Origin of the sequence: Herbaspirillum sp. SJZ107, assembly GCF_006715485.1 — a bacterium.
Classification (GTDB): Bacteria; Pseudomonadota; Gammaproteobacteria; order Burkholderiales; family Burkholderiaceae_D; genus Telluria.
In genome coordinates, this window is sequence record NZ_VFNH01000003.1 from 16856 (window position 1) to 36322 (window position 19467).

The following is a 19467-nucleotide window of genomic DNA, read 5'->3' on the forward strand; positions in this document are numbered from 1 at the left end:
TGGACGGCCTGACCGGACGCTTTCCTGAAAAAATTGCCTGACAGGACTTGCAGGGGCGCGAAGCGCTGGCTATAATCATGCCTCTCTTGGCCTGGTAGCTCAGTTGGTAGAGCAGAGGATTGAAAATCCTTGTGTCGGTGGTTCGATTCCGCCCCGGGCCACCAAGAATTCCGCAGCACCTGCGCTGCCTGCAAGACGCCACCTCCGGGTGGCGTTTTTGTTTTCAAGGTTCCTCATGTCGATCCTGCCGCCCTGCCCCGCATGCCAGTCCGTTTACACCTATGAGGACGGCAGCGGCCAATATGCCTGTCCCGAATGCGCGCACGAGTGGCCGGTGCAGGCCGCCGCGCCCGAAACCGCCCGGGTCTGGCGCGATGCGTCCGGCAACATCCTGCAGGATGGCGATACGGTCACCGTCATCAAGGACCTGAAACCCAAGGGTTCCGGCGGCGTCATCAAGCAGGGCACCAAGGTCAAGAACATCCGCCTGGTCGACGCCGACCACGATATCGACTGCAAGATCGACGGCTTCGGCGCGATGAGCCTCAAGACGGAATTCGTGCGCAAGGCGTAACCGGCGTTTGCTGCAACTCAGCATTGCACCCCGCATATTTATGGTCTAACTTGTAATTCCGGTCATGCCCGAAGCGCGCCCGGCCGGAACGATTCGGTACGCTGCGTCCTGGGCGAACCTCACTTCCCATTACAAGGAGACAAATATGCCACGCTATATGGTTGAACGCACTTTTCCGGATGGCCTCAACGTCCCGGTCGACGCGACCGGGGCAGAAGCCCTGAGCAGGATTGTCCAGGCCAACAGCGAACAGGGCGTCACCTGGGTCCATTCCTATGTCAGCGGCGACAAGACGCGTACCTTCTGCATCTACGATGCGCCCACGCCCGAGGCCATCCGCCAGGTTGCCGAGCGCAATGGCCTGCCCGTCAACAGCATCACCGAAGTATCGGTGCTGGCGCCCTATTTCTATCACTGAGCTACCACTGAGCCGTCCCTCTGCTGCCGCGCCGGCGCACGGCCGGGCACGCCGGTGCACGCCAGTGCGCCGGCCAATCGTGAACCCGGGCTATACTGAGTTGTAACCATTTCGCCACGGCGATGATGTTGCCACAGGCGATTGCCGGTCCCATAGCGGCTGCGCTCGTTTGCAGCGTGGCCAACCACGTTCACGTTTTTGACAGGGGGTAATATGCAAACAACCTGGATTATTGCGGCCAATGCTGGCCGGGCAAGGTTCTTTTCCGAAGCCGATTCCGCAGAACCATTGCAAGAACTCGAAGACATGGTCAATTCCGTCGCGCACCTGCGTACGGCGGACACCGAAACCGACAGGCTCGGTCCGACCTCGGCCAGTGGCAGCAGCCACAATATCGGCAACCCCCAGGGCACGGGCGGCGCGCACAACGGCCAGGCGGGCGCACCCAACAAGCAATACCAGCCGGCCCAGACCCCGGCCCAGCATGCAGCCGAGAAATTCGCAAAAGATATTTCGCAGTATCTGCTGGAGGCGCACCGCGACGGCCGCTACAAGCAGCTGGTGGTGGCGGCATCACCCGAATTCCTGGGTACCCTGCGTTCCAATCTCGATCCGCAGCTGAAACCGCTGATCAAGTTTGAAGTCAACAAGGATTACACGCACTCCAACCCGCAGCAATTGCGCGAGCAGCTGCGCGAACAGCAGGCCAAGTCGCATTGAGTCAAATGCCAGGCTGATCAACCTGAGCCCCATCAACATGCCACCCGGGGGCTGGCATGTCGATGGGAACCTCGGTATGGCAGAGCAGTCCAAACGCTGTGTGCATCGAACTCTGAACGGAGTCTCCATGAAACCAGTCCTTCCCGCGCTCGCCTGCTTCCTTGGCTTCCTCACCCTTCCCCTCCTCGCCGCCGCCCAGGCGCCGCTCAAGAAAGCGGATGGCGTCCTCGTCGATGCCAAGGGCATGACGGTCTACACCTTCGACAAGGACAGCGCCAACAGCGGCAAGAGCGCCTGTACCGGCCGCTGGGCCGAAAACTGGCCGCCGGTGCCGGCAACCGAAGCCCAACCGGCAGCGCCCTACGCCACCGTCACGCGCGAGGACGGCAGCAAGCAGCTGGCCTACAAGGGCAAGCCGCTGTACACCTTCGTCAAGGACAAGAAACCGGGCGACAAGAGCGGCGACAAGGCCATGAATGCCTGGCACGCCGTGACCGACTGAGCGCTGGCAGGCCGCGTCGCCGTTCGCCGGCGTTGGCGTTCAGGTCGCCTGCGCCGCCCGCAAGCGCTTCTCTTCGCGCGCCATCAGCCAGATCGTGCGCATGTTGACGATCGCGATCACGGTCTCCAGCGCTGTGCCGCCGACCGAACCCGCAATCAGGTTGTTGCCGATCCACAGGAAGGTCCCGCACAGCATGACCAGGCGCATCCGCACGCCGCGCAGCAGGAACAAGGCCAGCGTGCCGATGCAGGACGCTGCCAGCGGCAGCCAGGCGGCGGCGCTGGTGGCCAGATACAGGCCGAGGGCGATGTTGGCGGCGACGATGACCAGTGCTATCCACAGCGCGCGCGTACGCAGCGCCAGCACCGAACGCAGCAGCGACATGGTCGAGCTGGCGACAGCGGTCGGGATGCCGAGCAGCGCAAAGTGGACGATGTAGGCGAAGCATTGCGCCGCCATGAATTGCTTGAGGCGGCGGTCATCCCTTTGCAGGAAAGACGTCACGCCGAGCACGAACGCAACATAACCGACGCATTGCGCCGGCGAGAACCAATCGATCGTCATCGAAAGCGTCGGAAAAAGACAGGAAGCGGCCTGGGGCAGGCATTATAGCGCCCGCGTTCTCTGCCTGGATGAGGGCAAGCCGGTTAGTCCGTCGACATGAAAAATGGCGGCGCGCTTGCCGCTGCTCAGGTGGCAGGGTCGTGGTCGATGGCGCGGTGTCCGGGATCGAGGCTGATGCCTGCACCGCCACCGCCACCTTCCATGCCGCCGCCGCCGTTACCCCCTCCACCGCCTCCACCGCCTTTACCACCGCCGCCCTTGTCGCCATCGCCCTTGCCGCGTCCGCCGCCGCTGCCCTGGGTCCGCGTCGGCCCCTGCAGCGGCACGCGCGCATCGTCCGGCAGCGGCCCCAGGTCGAGCGCTTCGCGGATGAAGCTGCGCAGCGAGATCACCAGGTCGGCGGTGTGGATCGGGCGCCCGGCCGCCATGTCGCGCGCGGCTTGCGCCGCCAGGCGGCAGTGCTCTTCGGTGCCGAGCAGCAGGATGTCGGCCAGGGCCGCTTCGACCGCATCGCGGATGCGCCGCGCACGGTCGGAGTTGGTGGGGGCTGCGTCAGGCCGGGCCGCGTCAGGCCGGCCTTCGTCGGCCTCCGCAGGTGGCGCCATGCGCAGCTCGCGCAGGTGGCTCGGGTCCACCGTCAGCTGGCCGGTGAACGAGCCGCCCAGCGTGCGGTAGGCCGAGATCAGCGTGCGCAGGCGCTCGTTGATCTGGCGGTTCATGCGCTCGCGGCGCTGCTGCACCGTCTGCATCATCAGCACGCGGATGCCGACGCCGAGCAGGGTAAAGACGGCAAGGCTGAGGAAGGTCGTCAGGACCGCCTGCCAGGAACTGAAATCCAGGTAGCGCACATTCACTCCAAGTCGTCATGGAAGCTGTAGTGTAGCGGCCGCCCGGCAGCGGCAACGTTAGCACACGAACGTCTGTCCCGAATGTAACTTTTCGTATTGAAATATTTACGATACATCTTGTCTTTACGCTGTCGGCAATTTTTACAAATCCATTCCAGCCGATCGTCGACATCTTGAACAAAGCCCTTCTATTCAGGAGAAATGCTCTAGAGGCATGGAATTTGCACGTCAAAGAGGACTTCGCCTCATCTTGAGAGCGGGGCAATCTGAATTATCAGGAGACAACATGCACACCTCTCGTACCCTGCGCCGCCTCGGCACCTCCCTGTTCGCCAGCCTCGCTTTCGGCGCCGTTGCTGTACCGGCCTCGGCCACTACAACCATCCTGTTCATCGGCAACAGCTTTACTTATGGCGAACCAGCCGGCGCCGCGCCGATCGTCCAGTATTACCAGCCGAACACTGTCACCGACCTCAACGGCTCGGGCATCGGCGGCGTGCCGGCCCTGTTCAAGGCCATGACGGTCCAGGCCGGCCTGGATTACAAGGTCAGTCTGGAAACCATTCCCGGCGTCGGCCTCGACACCCACTACAACACCAAGCTGGCCACCATCCTGGCCCCCTACGACAAGGTGGTCATGCAGAGCTACAGCACGCTGGATGCCGCCAAGCCCGGCGATCCGGCCAAGCTGATCCAGTATTCCGGGCTGCTGGCCCAAGCCTTCCACGGCCTCAACCCGGACGTGAACATCCTGCTGGACGCGACCTGGTCGCGCGCCGACCTCACCTACCGGACCAACAGCCCGTGGCTGGGCCAGTCGATCTTCCAGATGGCACTCGACATCCGCAAGGGCTACGACGCCGCCGACGCCGCGTCCGACCTGATCGACGGCGTGATCCCGGTCGGCCAGGCCTGGAACCGCGCCATCGCCGGCGGCCTGGCCGACGCCAACCCGTACGACGGCATCGGCGACGGCCAGATCGACCTGTGGGCGCCGGAGAACTACCATGCCAGCCCCTACGGCTACTACCTGGAAGCGCTGACCATGTTCGGCAGCATCACCGGTCTCGATCCGACCTCGCTCGGCGCCGGCGACACCGTCGCACGCGACCTCGGCATCAGCGCCGCGAATGCCGCCGCGCTGCAGCGCTTTGCATCCGAGCAGCTGGCCGCCGAAGTGCCGGAGCCGGGTACGGTGGCGATGTTCCTGACGCTGGGCGGCCTGATGTGCGTGGCGCGCCGCCGCAAGTCGCCGCGCGGCTGATCCGGCTGGACAAAACGGCCGGCAGGCGGAATACTTGTTTGGAAATTTTACAAGGACCATCATGCCGGCCCAGCTTACTGCCCTGCCTTCCGTGCGCCGCCTGCTCGGCGGCGCCACCCTCGCCGCCCTCGCCGCCGGCGCCGGCGCGGCGCCGGCCACCACCGTCCTGTTCGTCGGCAACAGTTTCACCTTCGGCGAGCCGGCCGGCGCCCCGGCGCCGTCGGTCAAGGCCTACCGGCCGGACACGGTCACCGACCTCAACGGCGCCGGCATCGGCGGCGTGCCGGCCCTGTTCAAGACCTTCACCGAGGAAGCCGGCCTGCACTACGACGTCAGCCTGGAAACCATTCCCGGCGCCGGCCTGCACGACCATTACCACAAGAAGCTGGGCACCATCGCGAAAGCCTGGGACCTGGTGCTGCTGCAGAGCTACAGCACGCTCGACGCCAAACATCCCGGCAATCCGGACATGCTGGTCAAATATTCGGGCCTGCTGGCCGAAGCCTTCCACGACAAGAATCCCAAGGTGCGCGTGATGCTGACCGCGACCTGGTCGCGCGCGGACCAGACCTGGAAGCCGGAAGGCGCCTGGTACGGCAAGCCGATCGCCCAGATGGCAGTGGACGTGCGCCACGGCTACGATGCCGCCGACGCTGCCTCGCCCCTGATCGACGGCGTGATTCCGGTCGGCGAAGCCTGGAACCGTGCGATTGCCGGCGGCCTGGCCGACCCGAACCCCTACGACGGCATCACCGCCGGCCAGATCAACCTGTGGGCGCCGGACAACTACCACGGCAGCATCCACGGCTATTACCTGGAAGCGCTGACCGTCTTCGGGGCCGTCACCGGCAAGGACCCGCGCTCGCTGGGCGCCAGCGAGCGCGCGGCGCACGAGCTCGGCATCGATCCGGCCACCGCCACGGCGCTGCAGCGCATCGCCGCCGCGCAACTGGCACAGCCGAACGCGCACTGAAAGACGCCGCGCGCCGTATCAGCGCATGACTTGCAGCTTGACCTTCTTGCCGTCGCGGTAGGTGTACAGGGTCAGCGCGGCATTCAGCAGGTCGCCGTGGGGGTCGAAGGCGATGGTGCCGGTGACGCCCTGGTGCCTGACCTTCGCCAGCGCAGGCAGGAATTTCGCAGGGTCGCTGGAGCCGGCCTGCTGCATCGCCTGCGCAAACACCATCACGGCGTCGTAGGCGTAAGGCGCATAGGTCTGCAGTTCCATCTTGTAGCGCTGGCGGTAACGGTCGCTGAAGGCCTTGGCCGCCGCCTCCTCGGGACCGGTGACGCCGCCCGCCACCACGCACAGCACGTGGTCGTTGCCGAGCGCGTCGCCCGCCAGCTGCGGCAGCTTTTCCGAGCAGATGCCGTCGCCCGACACCAGCTTCGCCCCCATGCCGAGCGCCTTCATCTGCTTCAGCAGCGGGCCCGCCACCGCGTCCATGCCGCCGTAGAACACCACGTCCGGCTTGCGCGCGCGGATCTGGGTCAGGATCGCATTGAAGTCGGTCGCCTTGTCGTTGGTGAACTGGCGGCTGACCACCTCGGCCCCGCCGGCCGCCTTGACGCCCTTCACGAATTCGTCGGCCAGGCCCTGGCCGAAGGCGGTGCGGTCGTCGATCACGGCAATCTTCGTCGCATGCAGGGTCTTGATCGAATAGGTGGCCAGCGTGCGTCCGACCAGGCCGTCGTTGGCGACCACGCGGAAGGCGGTTTTATAACCCTGGCGGGTGTACAGCGGGGTGGTGGCCGCCGGCGAGATCTGCGGAATGCCGGCGCTGTTATAGATCTTCGAGGCCGGCACCGTGGTGCCGGAATTCAGGTGTCCGACCACGGCCACGGCGCCGGCGTCGACCAGCTTCTGCGCGGCCGCGGTGCCCATCTTCGGGTCGGCGCCGTCGTCCTCGGGCTGCAGCACCCACTTGACCTTCTTGCCGCCGACCGGCGTGCCCTTGGCGTTGAGTTCGTCGATCGCCATGCGCGCGCCGTTTTCGATGTCCTTGCCCTGGTGGGCGCCGGAGCCGGACAGCGGCGACACCGTGCCGATCTTTACGGTCGTCTGGGCCTGTACGGCGGGCGCGGCGGCGAGGACGAACAGGCAGGGCAGGAGAATGGAGCGACGCATGACAGGCTTCCCTTTGCTTTCGGTTGGATGCCTGATTGTAATGCCATGTTGGCAAGATCAGTCGTTCGCCTGGCGCACTCCCCCGGATGCCTCGAAATACGCCGTATCGCGCGCGACCGCCGGCGGCAGGTGCTGCTTGAGCAGGTCGATCCAGGCGCGCGTCTTGGCATCCACGAAGCGGCCCGAGGGCAGCAGCGCGAAGATGCCGATCTCGGGCGAGCGCCAGCCCGGCAGCACCTGCACCAGGCGGCCGCGCTGCAGGTCGTCGACCACGCTGTAGGCCGGCAGCATGACGATGCCGAGTCCGCTCAGTGCGCCGTCCAGCAGCACTTCGACGGTGTTCCCGACCAGCGGGCCTTCGGGCTCGAGCGTGAAGCGCTGCCGGCCCTGTTCCAGTTCCCAGGTCGAGCTGAACGAGGCATTCACCAGGCGCAGGCAGGTGTGGCCCGCGAGCGCCTGCGGCGACGCCGGCACGCCCTGGCGCGCCAGGTAGCCGGGTGCCGCGCACAGCACCGAGAACATGCGGCCGAGCCTGAGCGCGACCAGGGCCGAATCGGGCAGCGCCTGCGCCAGGTAGATGCTGACGTCGATGCCTTCGGCCAGCAGGTCGGGCGGGTTTTGCGAGGAATGGTATTCGACGGTGACGCGCGGATTGGCCGCGCAATAGGTGGCGACCAGCGGCGTGATGTAGCGGTTGCCGAAGCCGGTCATGCTCATCACCCGCAGGCGGCCGCTCGACTGGTGCGCGGCGCCGCCGGCCTCGCCTTCGGCCTCGGCCACCAGGTCGAGGATGGCCTTGCATTGTTCGGCATAGCGTTCGCCGACGCTGGTGGCGGCGATGCGGCGGGTGGTCCGCTGCAGCAGCTTGGTCTGCAGGCGGTTTTCCAGCAGGGTCACCAGGCGCGACACCTGAGCCTTGGTGATGCCCATGTGCTGCGCCGCAGCGGTGAAGCTGCCGCCGTCCATGACGTGCACGAAGGCGCTCATGGCATGCAGCAGGCCGTAATCGAGATCCTTGCGCATAGAGCCAGTATTCTACCCGGCCCGGCAGGATCAGTTATTCGCGTACAGCGGGTTGTCGGCCACGTAGGCGGTCACGCGGTGATGCAGCACGTCCTTCGGAAGGATCCGTTCGAGGTCGAACGGTGCCAGGTGGGCGCTGCCGTTCTCGAAGGTCCAGGCGAAACTGCGGTCGCCGGCGATGAAGCGCACGGTCTCGCCGCCGGTGACGTTGATGTAGCGGGTGGCGTCGGACAGGACGATGACCTCGTCGGCCCTGGCCTGGGCCGGTGCGGCGTTGCCGAGGAAGCTGACCGGTTGTTCGGCCGCGCCGGCGGCCAGGGTGGTGACGAGCAATGCAGTGAGGAGCAATGGGGATTTCATGATGGTCGATCCGGTAAGTGTTGACCAAGACATGGTAATCACCGCAACCGGATCGAAAAATAGCGGCTGGAAAGATTATTCGTTACGCATGACGTAACAATCGATCCGCCCGCGTCCCCCTGCCGTCATTGGCCGACGACCTTGATCTGCTTGACCTCGAGCGTCGATTCGCCGAAGGTTTCCTTGTCGAACTCGCCGACCAGTTCGACCTGAGTGTTCTGGTCGATCTTCACGCCCGCTGGAAAGTGCTTGGCGTCGATCTCGACCGTCATCTTGCCGCTGGCGTCGCTGAACTCGTAGTCTTCGCCCCCCTTGTGGCCGGTCAGCTTGCCGCGCAGGCGCGCGTACTGGTCGTCCTTGCCGCTGTCGAGCAAGGCCTTGGCGGTCACCAGCGGCACGCTCGACGGGCCGGCATAGCCGCTTGGTGCGGCCTGGGTCGATGGGCCGCTGTAGGCGCCGGACTGGGCGCCGGCGGCGGCCGAGGCGGCCAGCAGGGTGACGATGCAGGCGATGCGGGTGATGGTGGTCATGGTCGGCTCCTGTCGTGTGGGAATGGCCCCATTACACACAGCCGACATTAAATGTATCTTAAGGAAAGTCCAGGAACACCCCTAGCCCGCGCCCATCCAGGCCGCTGCCGAAGCCGAGCGCGATGCCGTGCAGGTCGGCGATGCGCTTGACGATCGACAGCCCGAGCCCGCTGCCGGCCTGGCCCTGCCCCAGCACGCGGAAGAAACGCTCGGTCAGGCGTGCACGGCTGGCCTCGTCGACGCCGGTGCCGTCGTCGCGCACGGCGATGCGGGCGCTGCCGCCTTCAATGCCCGCTTCGATCTCGATCCGGCTGCCGTCCGGGCAATAGCGCAGCGCATTGTCGAGCAGGTTGCGCAGCACGATCTCGAGCATCGCCGGATCGGCCTGCACCGTGTCCAGTTCGCAGCGTACCCTCAGCCGGATGTTGCGCCGCGCCGCCTCCGGCGCGTGGATTGCCAGCAGGCGCTCCAGCAAGGGCGCCAGCGCCACCGGCTGGCGCACCAGCTGGGTGTTAGCCAGCGGATCCAGGCGCGCCAGCAGCAGCAGGCTGTCGACCAGCGCCGTGATGCGCGCGATGTCCTGGCGCAGCTTCCGGAACGGCGCCGCCAGCGCGGGCTGCGGATGCTGGCGCTGCAGCAGCTGCACGTGCATGTGCAGGCCGGCCAGCGGCGTGCGCAGTTCGTGGGCGGCATCGGCGGTGAAGCGGCGCTCGGCCTGCAGTGCCGCGTCGAGCCGCCCCAGCACGCCGTTCAGCGCCTGCACGATCGGCAGCACCTCGTGCGGCTGGCCGGTGGCCGGCACCAGCGCCAGGTCGCTCGGGGTCTTGGCGGCGATGGCCGCGGCGGTGCGGCGCAGCGGCTGCAGCACGTGCCCGATCAGGAACCAGCACACCAGGGCCAGCAGCGCCAGCATGCCGAGGACCGGCGGCCACAGGTGTTCGGCCAGTTCTTCCAGGATCTCGTAGCGGTCCGACGCGCGCTGGCCCACCTGCACCTCGACGTGGCGGTCCTGGTCGCGCACCACGAACACGCGCCAGCGGTGGCCCCCGGCATCGGTGTCGGCGAAGCCGTGGCTGTCGTCGCTGTCCTCGCCATCGACGACAAAAGGCGCGGACGGCGCGCCGCCGGTGCGCTGCAGTACCCTGCCCTGCACCACGACCTGATACTGCATGTCGGCCTTGCGCGCCGCGGCGCCCGGACGCGGCGGGATGGCCAGGCCGCGCTCGTTCCAGTCGGTGGTGGCGGCCATGATCATGTAGCCCGCCTCTTCCAGCGCGTCGTCGAACACCTCGCTGGTTTCATGCCAGGCGACCGCGGTAGCGATGCCGAGGCTGGCCAGCCACAGCACGGCGCTGGCGGCCAGGATCGCCCCCAGCAGGCGCCGCCGCAGCGACCAGGATGCGGATTCAGGCTTCATCGTGCTTCATGCGGTAGCCGAGGCCGCGCACGGTGACGATGCTGTCGCCGCCCAGCTTCTTGCGCAGGTTGTGGATATACACCTCGATCGCATTGCTCTCGACCTCGTCGCCCCAGCCGTACAGCGTTTCCTCGATCTGGGCGCGGGTCACGATCGCGTTCCTGCGCAGCAGCAGCGCGTACAGCACATGGTATTCGCGCGCGGTCAGCGCCACCGGCTGGCCGGCCAGGGTGACCTGCCTGGTATCGGGGTCGAGCGCGATGGCGCCATGTGCCAGCGCATTGCTGGCGCGGTTGACGCCGCGCCGCGCCGCGGCCCGGATGCGTGCCGACATCTCTTCCAGCTCGAAGGGCTTGACCAGGTAATCGTCGGCGCCCAGGTCGAGTCCTTCGACGCGGTCGGCCAGCGCATTGAAGGCGGTGATCAGGATCACCGGCACGGCGTTGCCGGCCGCGCGCAGGCTGGCCAGCAGGGCGTCGCCGCTCAGGCCGGGCAAGCCGCGGTCGAGCAGCACGCAGTCGTAATGGTGGGTCCTGATGGCGGTGTCGGCCGAGTCGCCGCGCTCGACCCAGTCGACGGCGTGGCCGTCCAGGCGCAGCCAGGCCTGGATGGTGCCGCCGAGGGAAATGTCGTCTTCTACGAGCAGGATGCGCATGCCGGCCGACCTTACGTTGAATGGATGAAGCCAATCTTAAAGCGAACGAGATGCGCCAACAGGAAGCGCCGAATGAAAAACGCCAGCCCCCGGGCTGGCGTCGGTCGCCCCGGCCCTGCCGGTTACCAGAAGATCACGCGCTGTTCCGGCGCCAGGTACATCCTGTCGCCCGGCTTGACGTCGAAGGCTTCGTAATAGCCGGGGTGGTTGCGCAGGCTGCCGTTGACGCGGAATTCGGACGGCGAATGCGGGTCCGATTTGACCTGCGCGATCAGGGCGGCGTCGCGCGCCTTGCCGCGGCGCGCTTGGGCCATGCCCATGAAGATGCGCTGTTCGGCGGTGTAGCCGTCGATCACCGGCGCCGGCTTGCCCTTCAGCGAGATCCGGTAGGCGCGGCTGGCCATGATGGCGCCGGCGTTGTCGGCGATGTTCTCGCCCAGCGTCAGTTCGCCGTTCAGGTGGTAGCCTTCGACCGGGCTGTAGGCGGCGTACTGCGACACCAGCACCTTGCCCTTGGCGGCGAATTTTTCCCCGTCCTGTTTCGTCCACCAGTTGCGCAAATTGCCGTCGCCGTCGTACTGGGCGCCCTGGTCGTCGAAGGCGTGGCTGATCTCGTGGCCGATCGAGATGCCGACGGCACCGTAGTTGATGGCCGGCTCGGCATTCGCATCGTAGAGCGGCGACTGCAGGCGCGCGGCCGGGAACACGACTTCGTTCATCTCCGGGCTGTAGTAGGCGTTCACGGTCTGCGGCGTCATGTGCCATTCGCCGCGGTTGACCGGCTGGCCCAGCTTGTTGACGCCGTACTGGTGGGCGAACTCGCGCGCGCGCATCACGTTGCCGGCCAGGTCGCCGCGCTTGATGAGCAGCGCCGAATAATCGCGCCACTGGTCCGGATAACCCACCTTGACCGAGATCTTGGCCAGCTTGGCCTGTGCCTGCTTCTTGGTCTCGGGACTCATCCAGTCCAGCGTGTCGATGCGTTCCTTGTAGGCCAGCAGGAAGTTGTTCACCATGTCCTGGACCTGCGCCTTGCGCTCGGCCGGGAAGTAGTTTTTCACGTAGACCTTGCCGACGACCTCGCCGAGGTCGCGGTTGATCTGGGCGATCGCCAGCTTCTCGACCGGACGGTTGACCTTGGCGCCCGACAGCACGCTGCCGCGGAAGGCGAAGCTCTCGTCGACGAAGGGCTGCGACAGGTAAGGCGCGTAGCTGCTCAGCAGACGGAACGTGAAGTAGGATTTCCAGGTGTCGACCGGGGTGGCGGCGATGATCCCGTCCAGCGCCTGCAGGTAGCTCGGCTGGCTGACGTTCACTTCCGTTACCTTGCCGGCAATGCCTTGTTCCTTCATCCAGCCATCCCAGTCGAAGCCCGGTGCCAGCGCCTTCAGCTGGGCGATCGTCATCTTGTTGTAGGTCTTGACCGGATCGCGGTTCTGCACTGCGCTCCACTGGGCCGTGGCGATCCGGGTCTCCAGCGCCACGATGCGCGCAGCCTGTCCGGCCGGGTCGGGCTGGCCGGCCAGCGCCAGCAGTTTTTCGACGTGCGCCTGGTATTTGGCGCGGGTGTCCATCAGCTTGGCGTCGCCGGTCTGGATATAGAAATCGCGGTTCGGCATGCCCAGGCCCGACTGCGCAATATCGACCAGGTAGCGCGTCGACTGCTTGCTGTCCTGGCCCACGCTCATGGCGACCGGGCTGCCGGCGCCGATGCGGCCGGCATGCGCGGCCAGGGCGCCCAGGCCCCGCTTGTCTTCCAGCGCGGCGATGCGTGCCAGCTCGACCGTCAGGGGCGTGACGCCGAGCGCATTGCGCTGCGCCTGGTCGACGTAGCTGGCGTAGTAATCGCCCATCTTCTGGTTGTCGGAACCGGTCTTTGCCGCCTTGTCCTGCGCCGCCCCCTCGATCAGCGTGCGGATCTGGCCTTCGACGTTTTCCTGGGCCACGTTGAAGGCACCCCAGCTCGAGCGGTCGTTCGGGATCTCGACGTCCTTCAGCCACTTCCCTTGGGAGTAACGGAAAAAGTCGTCCTGCGGACGCACCGCCGCGTCGAACGCGCTCTTGTCGACGCCGGACACCGGCGCGGCAGCAGTCGCGCCAGGGGTGGTGGCGGCAGACACGGCGGCCATCGGGGCGGCAAAGGCCGCGCCGGCGAACAGGCCGGCAATCAGGGCGCTGCCCAGGGTAGGCTTCATACAATGTCTCCTCATCAATGAAGCAAGGAATGCTAAATTAATCCTTACCCCTTGCCAAGGATTCATTGTGGGTAAGGCGGGCGCCCCCATCTGCCGACGCATGTCGCGTGCTTTCGCTCTCCCCGCTTCCCTGCACCCTGCCGCCGCCGGCCTCGCCCTGGCCGCCGCCGCCGTGCTGCTGAGTCCTGCCCCGGCGCATGCCGACGAACTGGCCGACCTGGTGAACGCCTACCGCGCCGCGCCCGCCGGCTGCGATGGCCGTCCCGCGGCGCCGCCGCTGGTGCCGGAAGCCGCGCTGGCACGCGTGGAGGTCGGCACCGGCACCTTCCTCGAATCGGCGCTGCAGCGCCTAGGCTACCGCGCCGACCGCGCCGAAGCGATCTCGCTGACCGGCCCCAGGGATGCGCCGGCGGCCATGGCAGTGCTGCGCCAGAAATACTGCGTCACGCTGCTCGACCCGGGCCTGGCCGCGATCGGCACCGCACGCCGCGGCGATGCCTGGCAGGTGGTGCTGGCGCATCCGCTGATCCTGCCCGAGCTGCCTGGCTGGGAAGCCGCCGGGGCCGAGATCCTCGACGGGGTCAACCGCGCGCGGGCGCAGCCGCGCAGCTGCGGCACGCAGTCGTTCGCGGCGGCGCCGCCGGTCGTGTGGAACGGGCGCTTGGGCCTGGCCGCGCTGGCCCACAGCACCAATATGGCCGAGGGCCATTATTTCAGTCACAAGGAAAAAGACGGCAGCGAGGCGGCCGACCGCGCCACCCGCGCCGGCTACACCTGGCGCACGGTGGGCGAGAACATCGCGTCCGGTAACCGCACGCCGCAGGAAGCGGTCGCCGCCTGGCTCGACAGCCCGGGCCACTGCGCCAACATCATGAACCCGAATTTCACCGAGATGGGGGCGGCGTATGCGATCAACCCGGAGAACGAGAACCGCACGCCCTACTGGACCCAGGTGTTCGCCCGCCCGCGCTGAACCAGGCCGCATTCACCCCGGCCGATAAATTGCATCGATCCCGGCTATCGCTTTCATCGAAAATAATAAATAGCGCGCTATTTAATTGTGCGCTATAGTTTTACCCATGGAAGCGCCACACTGCTGGCACCCCACCGGAATCACGAACTATTCTCAAACCATTGAAAGGGTAACGCCATGACCACCAAGCTCGACAAAGTCCTGTACACCGCCAAAGCCCACACCACCGGCGGCCGCGAAGGCCGTTCGACCACCGACGACGGCCTGCTGGACGTGACCCTGCAGCCGCCGAAGGAAATGGGCGGCAAGGGTGGCGCGACCAACCCGGAACAGCTGTTCGCAGCCGGCTACTCGGCCTGCTTCATCGGCGCCCTGAAGTTCGTGGCAGGCCAGAAGAAAATCGCGGTGCCGGCCGATACCGCCGTCGACGCCAGCGTGGCGATCGGCCCGATCCCCAACGGTTTCGGCCTGGCCGTGGAACTGGCCGTCAGCCTGCCGGGCATGGACCGTGCCGCTGCGCAGGAACTGGTCGAGGCCGCCCACGTCGTCTGCCCGTACTCGAACGCGACCCGCGGCAACATCGACGTGACCCTGACCGTCGTATAAGTCTTGCGATCACCCCGCAACCCGCGAGGATGTCGAATACAAAAAAGGCGCTGTCCCTGCGGGGACGGCGCCTTTTGTCTTGTCGGTGGCCTGCGTGTTTCCGGCGCATGTGCGCGCTGCCGGGCGCGCACATGGTCTCAGGCCGCTTGCGGAAACGGCACCGCTTCCACCGCCCGCACCAGCGCCTCGAAGCAGTCGGCATCGAGCGCCGTGCCGACCGTCTTGCGCATGATCTCGAGCGCCTGCGGGATCGGGATCGCGCCGCGGTAGGGACGCTCGGCCGTGATCGCGTCGAAGATGTCGGCGGTGGTGATGATGCGCGTCTCGATCGAAATCTGGTCCGCGCTGAGGCCGCGCGGGTAGCCGGTGCCGTCCAGTTTTTCGTGGTGGGCGCCGGCGATGGCCGCCAGCTCGCGGAAGGCGCCGATGCTGCCGAGGATGGTTTCCGTGTAGCGCGCGTGTTCCTTGACCGCTTCCCACTCGTCCGGATCGAGCTTGCCGGCCTTGTCCAGCACGCTGTTGCTGACGCCCAGCTTGCCGACGTCGTGCAGCAGCGCGCCGCGCTTGAGCCAGCGGCGCCGTTCTTCCGACAGGCCCAGCGATTCCGCGATCATGTCGGTGTACAGCGCGACGCGTGCGCTGTGGCCGCTGGTGTACGGGCTCTTGGCATCGACCACCTGGCCGAAGGCGGTGGCGATGTCGTCCAGGTAGTCGTCGTCGAGGACGTACTGGCGGTCGAGGGCGGCCGCCGGCAGGCCGGTCACGGCGCGTTCGATGTCGGGCGCGCCCAGCGTGTGCCAGAACGTGTCCGCGGCGGCGACCTGCTCGAAGGCCGCCACCAGGCGCGGGTCGAACCACTGGCCGGCGCGGCTGCGCACTTCCTTCAGCGCGGCCTCACGCCCGCTTTCGGTGTGGAACACGTCGACCACCTGCGCCATCAGCGCGATGCGCGAATACAGCGGGATGTCGTCGCCCTGCAGGCGCTCCGGCTTGCCGTTGCCGTTGAAATGCTCGTCCAGGCTGTAGATGCCCTTCGATACCGATTCCGGGAAGCGCAGCAGGCGCGCGATCTCGGCGCCGCGCTGGCAGCGGGTGGCGACGAATTCGTCCTGCAGCGTGCGGCCGTCGCGCACGATGCGCATCACGTTGCGGAAGCGCTCGGCCAGGCCCGCCTTCAGGCCGGTGTGCTTGAGCACGAAGCCGAGCACCTTGTGCAGGCTGTCGTCGACCAGCATCCAGTCGCGCTTGAAATTGCGGTCGTCGGTGAGATACATCTCGCAGATGCGCGCGGCATTGCTGCTGCAGCCCAGGTCCTTGAGCAGCACCACGTAGTAGAGCTCCCACAGTTCCCTGTCGCTGAGTCCGGCCTGGCGGCCGATGTGCATGGCGACCCAGCAGCAGCGCAGGCAGTGGCCCGGCGACTGCCCTTCGGTAATGTCGAGGGCGTAACTGAGCGAGGCGATCAGCTCCGATAATTTGAGCGTGCAAGACGACGAAGGGGATGGATTCATGGCGCGACAAACTGCCGAAAAAGCAAAATTTGATGAATTAAAGCAATATGATACCCATCAATAGATGCAGCATGGCATCAAAAATTGCAAAATATTGATACGTGACGTCAATAAATTGACAATTGTGGCGCCCTGGCCTCAGGCGGCCTCTGCAAACGGTACCTGCTCCACTGCGCGCACCAGCGCCTCGAAGCATTCCGGGTCGAGCACGCTGCCGACCGTCTTGCGCATCATCTCGAGCGCCTGCGGGATCGGGATCGCGCCGCGGTACGGGCGCTCGGCCGTGATCGCGTCGAAGATGTCGGCGGTGGTGATGATGCGGGTCTCGATGCGGATGTCTTCCGCCGTCAGGCCGCGCGGGTAGCCGTTGCCGTCGAGGCGCTCGTGGTGGGCCGCGGCAATCGCCGCCAGTTCGCGGAAGGGTTCGATACGGCCGAGGATGGTCTCGGTGAATTCCGCGTGCAGCTTGACCGCGTCCCACTCGGCGCGGTCGAGGGCGCCGGCCTTGTCCAGCACGCTGTTGCTGACGCCCAGCTTGCCCACGTCGTGCAGCAGCGCCCCACGCTTGAGCCAGCGGCGGCGCTGGCTCGACAGGCCCAGCGCTTCGCCGATCATGTCGGTGTACAGCGCCACCCGCGCGCTGTGGCCGCTGGTGTACGGGCTCTTGGCATCGACCACCTGGCCGAAGGCGGCGGCGATATCGTCCAGGTAATCCTCGTCAAGCGCATGCTCGCGGCCCTGCCCGTCCGGCTGGATGGCGGCCACGGCGGCGTCGATGCCTGATCCGGCCAGCACCTCCCAGAAATCGGCCGACTGCGCCACCTGGCCGAAGGCATCCACTAGCGCTGGATCGAACCACTGGCCGCTGCGCGCCTGGACTTCTTCCAGCGCCGCCGCGCGTCCGCCTTCGGTATGGAAGACGTCGATCACCTGGGCCAGCAGCGCGATGCGCGAATACACGGGGATCGCCTCGCCGGCCAGGCGCGCCGGCTTGCCGTTGCCATTGAAATGTTCGTCCAGCGAATAGATGCCGTCGGAAACGCCTTGCGGAAAGCGCAGCAGGCTGGCGATCTCGGCGCCACGCTGGCAGCGCGTGGCCACCAGGTCGCGCGCGATTTCCGGACCGTCGCGCAGGATGGTCATCACGCTGCGGAAGCGCTCGGCCAGGCCGGCTTTCAAACCGGTGTGCTTGAGCACGAAGCCGAGCACCTGCGGCAGGCTGTCGCCGACCGTCTTGTAGTCGCGCTTGAAGTCGAGGTCGTCAGTGAGGTAGAGCTCGCAGATGCGCGCCGCATTGCTGCTGCAGCCCAGGTCTTTCAGCAGCAAGGTGTAGTAAAGCTCCCACAACTGCGCTTCCGGCAAGCCGATCCGGCGCCCGATGTGCATGCCGATCCAGCAGCAGCGCACGCAATGGCCGGGCGGCTGGCCCTCGGTAATGTCGAGGGCGTAGCTGAGTGCAGCAATCAGTTCCGATAGTTTCAGGGCGCTGGAGGGAGTGGGAACGGCATACATGACGATTTCTCTACAATAATAAATGATGAATTTGAGAAATACATTACACATATGTGATTCTGTAGGTAAATTAATTTTACCTATCTCATCCATACAAATTGATAGTTTGCTTAGATGAGTCAGACACTCTACCATGGCATATATAGATCGCAGCTATCGAAATATGTAAATCGATAGTCAATAACCTAGCCAATGAAAGAGACGAACATGCGCAACCTCACTACCGCTTCCGGCATCCCCGTCGTCGACAACCAGAACTCGATCACCGCCGGCCCGCGCGGCCCGGTCCTGCTGCAGGATTTCCACCTGATCGAAAAGCTGCAGCACTTCAATCGCGAGCGCATCCCCGAGCGCGTGGTCCATGCAAAAGGTTCGGGCGCCTACGGCACCTTCATCGTGACGCACGACATCAGCCGCTACACCAGCGCCAAAGTGTTCGACACCGTTGCCAAGCAGACCGAGACCTTCCTGCGTTTCTCGACCGTGGGCGGCGAAAAAGGTTCGGCCGATACCGAGCGCGATCCGCGCGGCTTCGCCCTGCGCTTCTATACCGAAGACGGCAACTGGGACCTGGTCGGCAATAACACCCCGACTTTCTTCCTGAAGGACGGCATCAAGTTCCCGGACTTCATCCACACCCAGAAACGCGATCCGCAGACCAACCTCAAGTCCGCCCAGATGATGTGGGATTTCTGGAGCCGCGCACCGGAAAGCCTGCACCAGGTGACGATCCTGTTCTCGGACCGCGGCACCCCGGACGGCTACCGCCACATGGACGGTTTCGGCAGCCACACCTACAGCCTGATCAATGCCGACGGCGAGCGCCACTGGGTGAAATGGCACTTCAAGACCCAGCAGGGCATCAAGAACCTGAGCGCTGCCGAAGCAGTGCGCCTGGCCGGCACCGACCCGGACTACGCCCAGCGCGATTTGTTCAACGCGATTGCACGCGGCGATTTCCCGCGCTGGAGCGTCGAGATGCAGGTCATGAACGACGCCCAGCGCGCCGCCTGGGAAGCCAGGACCGGCTGGGACGCGTTCGACCTGACGAAAGTCTGGCCGCAGGGCGAGTTCCCGCGCCTCCCGGTCGGCATCCTGGAACTGAACCGCAACCCGGACAACTACCACCAGGACGTCGAGCAGGCCGCGCTGTCGCCGTCGAACATCGTGCCGGGCCTGGGCTACAGCCCGGACAAGATGCTGCAGGCACGCCTGTTCGCCTACCACGACGCCCAGCTGTACCGCGTCGGCACCAACCACCAGCACCTGCCCGTGAACCGTCCGCGCTGCCCCATCCACAACCAGCAGCGCGACGGCGCGATGGCGCTCTTCAACGGCGGTTCGGCGGCCAACTATGATCCCGTCCAGAACGGTGCCATGCCGGCGGCCGGCGGCTTCGGCCACGGCGACGCAGGCTGGCAGCTGGAAGGCACGGCGGGCCGCTACGACACCCGCGCCACCGACGACCACTACACCCAGGCCGGCAACCTGTTCCGCCTGTTGACGATTGATGCCAAGCGCAACCTGATCGAGAACATCGCCGGCGCCCTGAGCCAGGCAGATGCCACGATCCAGGACCGCCAGATCGGTCACTTCCTGAAGGCCGATCCGGCCTACGGTCAGGGCGTGTCGGCTGCGATCAGCCGCATCCTGAACCGGGCCTAAGC

At 66.0% G+C, this 19467-nt stretch carries 20 protein-coding genes and 1 tRNA gene; 10 read left to right on the forward strand and 11 right to left on the reverse strand.

The features are described 5' to 3' along the window. Positions 1-88: 88 nt before the first annotated feature. The 5 genes from FBX97_RS18260 to FBX97_RS18280 all read left to right on the forward strand — a co-directional run bounded on the left by FBX97_RS18260 (position 89) and on the right by FBX97_RS18280 (position 2214). Positions 89-164 (forward strand) — tRNA-Phe (locus tag FBX97_RS18260). Between the two features lie 71 nt (positions 165-235). Continuing rightward, entirely contained in the window at positions 236-574 is a 339-nt protein-coding gene (locus FBX97_RS18265) for a zinc ribbon domain-containing protein YjdM (RefSeq protein WP_141834736.1), read from the forward strand. Positions 575-719: 145 nt separating this feature from the next. Further along, entirely contained in the window at positions 720-992 is a 273-nt protein-coding gene (locus FBX97_RS18270) for a DUF4242 domain-containing protein (protein ID WP_141834739.1), read from the forward strand. Between the two features lie 213 nt (positions 993-1205). Then, positions 1206-1712: a host attachment protein gene (locus tag FBX97_RS18275; RefSeq protein WP_141834742.1), complete on the forward strand. Its 507-nt coding sequence runs from the start codon at positions 1206-1208 to the stop codon at positions 1710-1712. A gap of 127 nt (positions 1713-1839) precedes the next feature. Beyond that, the gene (locus tag FBX97_RS18280; protein ID WP_141834744.1) at positions 1840-2214 is read left to right on the forward strand and encodes a hypothetical protein; all 375 of its coding nucleotides are present in this window, start codon (positions 1840-1842) and stop codon (positions 2212-2214) included. A gap of 39 nt (positions 2215-2253) precedes the next feature. Here the strand turns inward: FBX97_RS18280 and FBX97_RS18285 are convergent, their stop codons facing one another. Next, positions 2254-2778 carry a YgjV family protein gene (locus tag FBX97_RS18285; protein WP_221631841.1) on the reverse strand — a complete coding sequence of 175 codons (525 nt, stop codon included), beginning with the start codon at positions 2776-2778 and terminating at the stop codon, positions 2254-2256. 125 nt (positions 2779-2903) lie between these two features. Then, the gene (locus tag FBX97_RS29630) at positions 2904-3626 is read right to left on the reverse strand and encodes a hypothetical protein (RefSeq protein WP_185748651.1); all 723 of its coding nucleotides are present in this window, start codon (positions 3624-3626) and stop codon (positions 2904-2906) included. Positions 3627-3912: 286 nt separating this feature from the next. Here FBX97_RS29630 and FBX97_RS18295 point away from each other — a divergent pair, with 286 nt between their 5' ends. Both FBX97_RS18295 and FBX97_RS18300 read left to right on the forward strand, forming a co-directional pair. Beyond that, the gene (locus FBX97_RS18295) at positions 3913-4890 is read left to right on the forward strand and encodes a PEP-CTERM sorting domain-containing protein (RefSeq protein WP_141834747.1); all 978 of its coding nucleotides are present in this window, start codon (positions 3913-3915) and stop codon (positions 4888-4890) included. 61 nt (positions 4891-4951) lie between these two features. Beyond that, positions 4952-5863 (forward strand): DUF4886 domain-containing protein, encoded by a 912-nt coding sequence (locus FBX97_RS18300; RefSeq protein ID WP_141834750.1) that lies wholly within the window; start codon positions 4952-4954, stop codon positions 5861-5863. Between the two features lie 18 nt (positions 5864-5881). On the opposite strand, the gene FBX97_RS18305 is transcribed toward FBX97_RS18300, so the two are convergent. The 7 genes from FBX97_RS18305 to FBX97_RS18335 all read right to left on the reverse strand — a co-directional run bounded on the left by FBX97_RS18305 (position 5882) and on the right by FBX97_RS18335 (position 13198). Next, a complete protein-coding gene (locus tag FBX97_RS18305; protein WP_141834753.1) occupies positions 5882-7018 on the reverse strand; it encodes a branched-chain amino acid ABC transporter substrate-binding protein in 1137 nt (378 codons plus the stop codon). Between the two features lie 57 nt (positions 7019-7075). Further along, positions 7076-8041: a LysR family transcriptional regulator gene (locus tag FBX97_RS18310; RefSeq protein WP_141834756.1), complete on the reverse strand. Its 966-nt coding sequence runs from the start codon at positions 8039-8041 to the stop codon at positions 7076-7078. A gap of 30 nt (positions 8042-8071) precedes the next feature. Next, on the reverse strand, positions 8072-8401 hold the full coding sequence (locus tag FBX97_RS18315) for a CzcE family metal-binding protein (RefSeq protein ID WP_185748652.1): 330 nt from the start codon (positions 8399-8401) through the stop codon (positions 8072-8074). A gap of 125 nt (positions 8402-8526) precedes the next feature. Beyond that, positions 8527-8931: a YgiW/YdeI family stress tolerance OB fold protein gene (locus FBX97_RS18320; RefSeq protein ID WP_141834763.1), complete on the reverse strand. Its 405-nt coding sequence runs from the start codon at positions 8929-8931 to the stop codon at positions 8527-8529. A gap of 58 nt (positions 8932-8989) precedes the next feature. Then, positions 8990-10348 (reverse strand): ATP-binding protein, encoded by a 1359-nt coding sequence (locus FBX97_RS18325; RefSeq protein WP_141834765.1) that lies wholly within the window; start codon positions 10346-10348, stop codon positions 8990-8992. Next, entirely contained in the window at positions 10338-11003 is a 666-nt protein-coding gene (locus FBX97_RS18330; protein WP_141834768.1) for a response regulator transcription factor, read from the reverse strand. The genes FBX97_RS18325 and FBX97_RS18330 overlap by 11 nt, the downstream gene beginning before the upstream one ends. A 122-nt stretch (positions 11004-11125) precedes the next feature. Next, on the reverse strand, positions 11126-13198 hold the full coding sequence (locus FBX97_RS18335) for a M13 family metallopeptidase (RefSeq protein ID WP_141834771.1): 2073 nt from the start codon (positions 13196-13198) through the stop codon (positions 11126-11128). Between the two features lie 100 nt (positions 13199-13298). On the opposite strand from FBX97_RS18335, the gene FBX97_RS18340 reads away from it, so the two are divergent. Together FBX97_RS18340 and FBX97_RS18345 are read left to right on the forward strand one after the other, a co-directional pair. Next, positions 13299-14171 (forward strand): CAP domain-containing protein, encoded by an 873-nt coding sequence (locus tag FBX97_RS18340; protein WP_141834774.1) that lies wholly within the window; start codon positions 13299-13301, stop codon positions 14169-14171. A gap of 177 nt (positions 14172-14348) precedes the next feature. Then, complete coding sequence (locus FBX97_RS18345; protein ID WP_141834776.1) at positions 14349-14777, forward strand: organic hydroperoxide resistance protein; 429 nt, start codon at positions 14349-14351, stop codon at positions 14775-14777. Positions 14778-14914: 137 nt separating this feature from the next. On the opposite strand, the gene FBX97_RS18350 is transcribed toward FBX97_RS18345, so the two are convergent. Together FBX97_RS18350 and FBX97_RS18355 are read right to left on the reverse strand one after the other, a co-directional pair. Next, the gene (locus FBX97_RS18350) at positions 14915-16288 is read right to left on the reverse strand and encodes an HD-GYP domain-containing protein (RefSeq protein ID WP_141834779.1); all 1374 of its coding nucleotides are present in this window, start codon (positions 16286-16288) and stop codon (positions 14915-14917) included. A gap of 138 nt (positions 16289-16426) precedes the next feature. Then, complete coding sequence (locus FBX97_RS18355; RefSeq protein WP_141834782.1) at positions 16427-17800, reverse strand: HD-GYP domain-containing protein; 1374 nt, start codon at positions 17798-17800, stop codon at positions 16427-16429. 207 nt (positions 17801-18007) lie between these two features. On the opposite strand from FBX97_RS18355, the gene FBX97_RS18360 reads away from it, so the two are divergent. Next, positions 18008-19465, forward strand: a complete 1458-nt coding sequence (locus FBX97_RS18360; RefSeq protein WP_304599197.1) for a catalase — start codon at positions 18008-18010, stop codon at positions 19463-19465. Positions 19466-19467 lie beyond the last annotated feature (2 nt).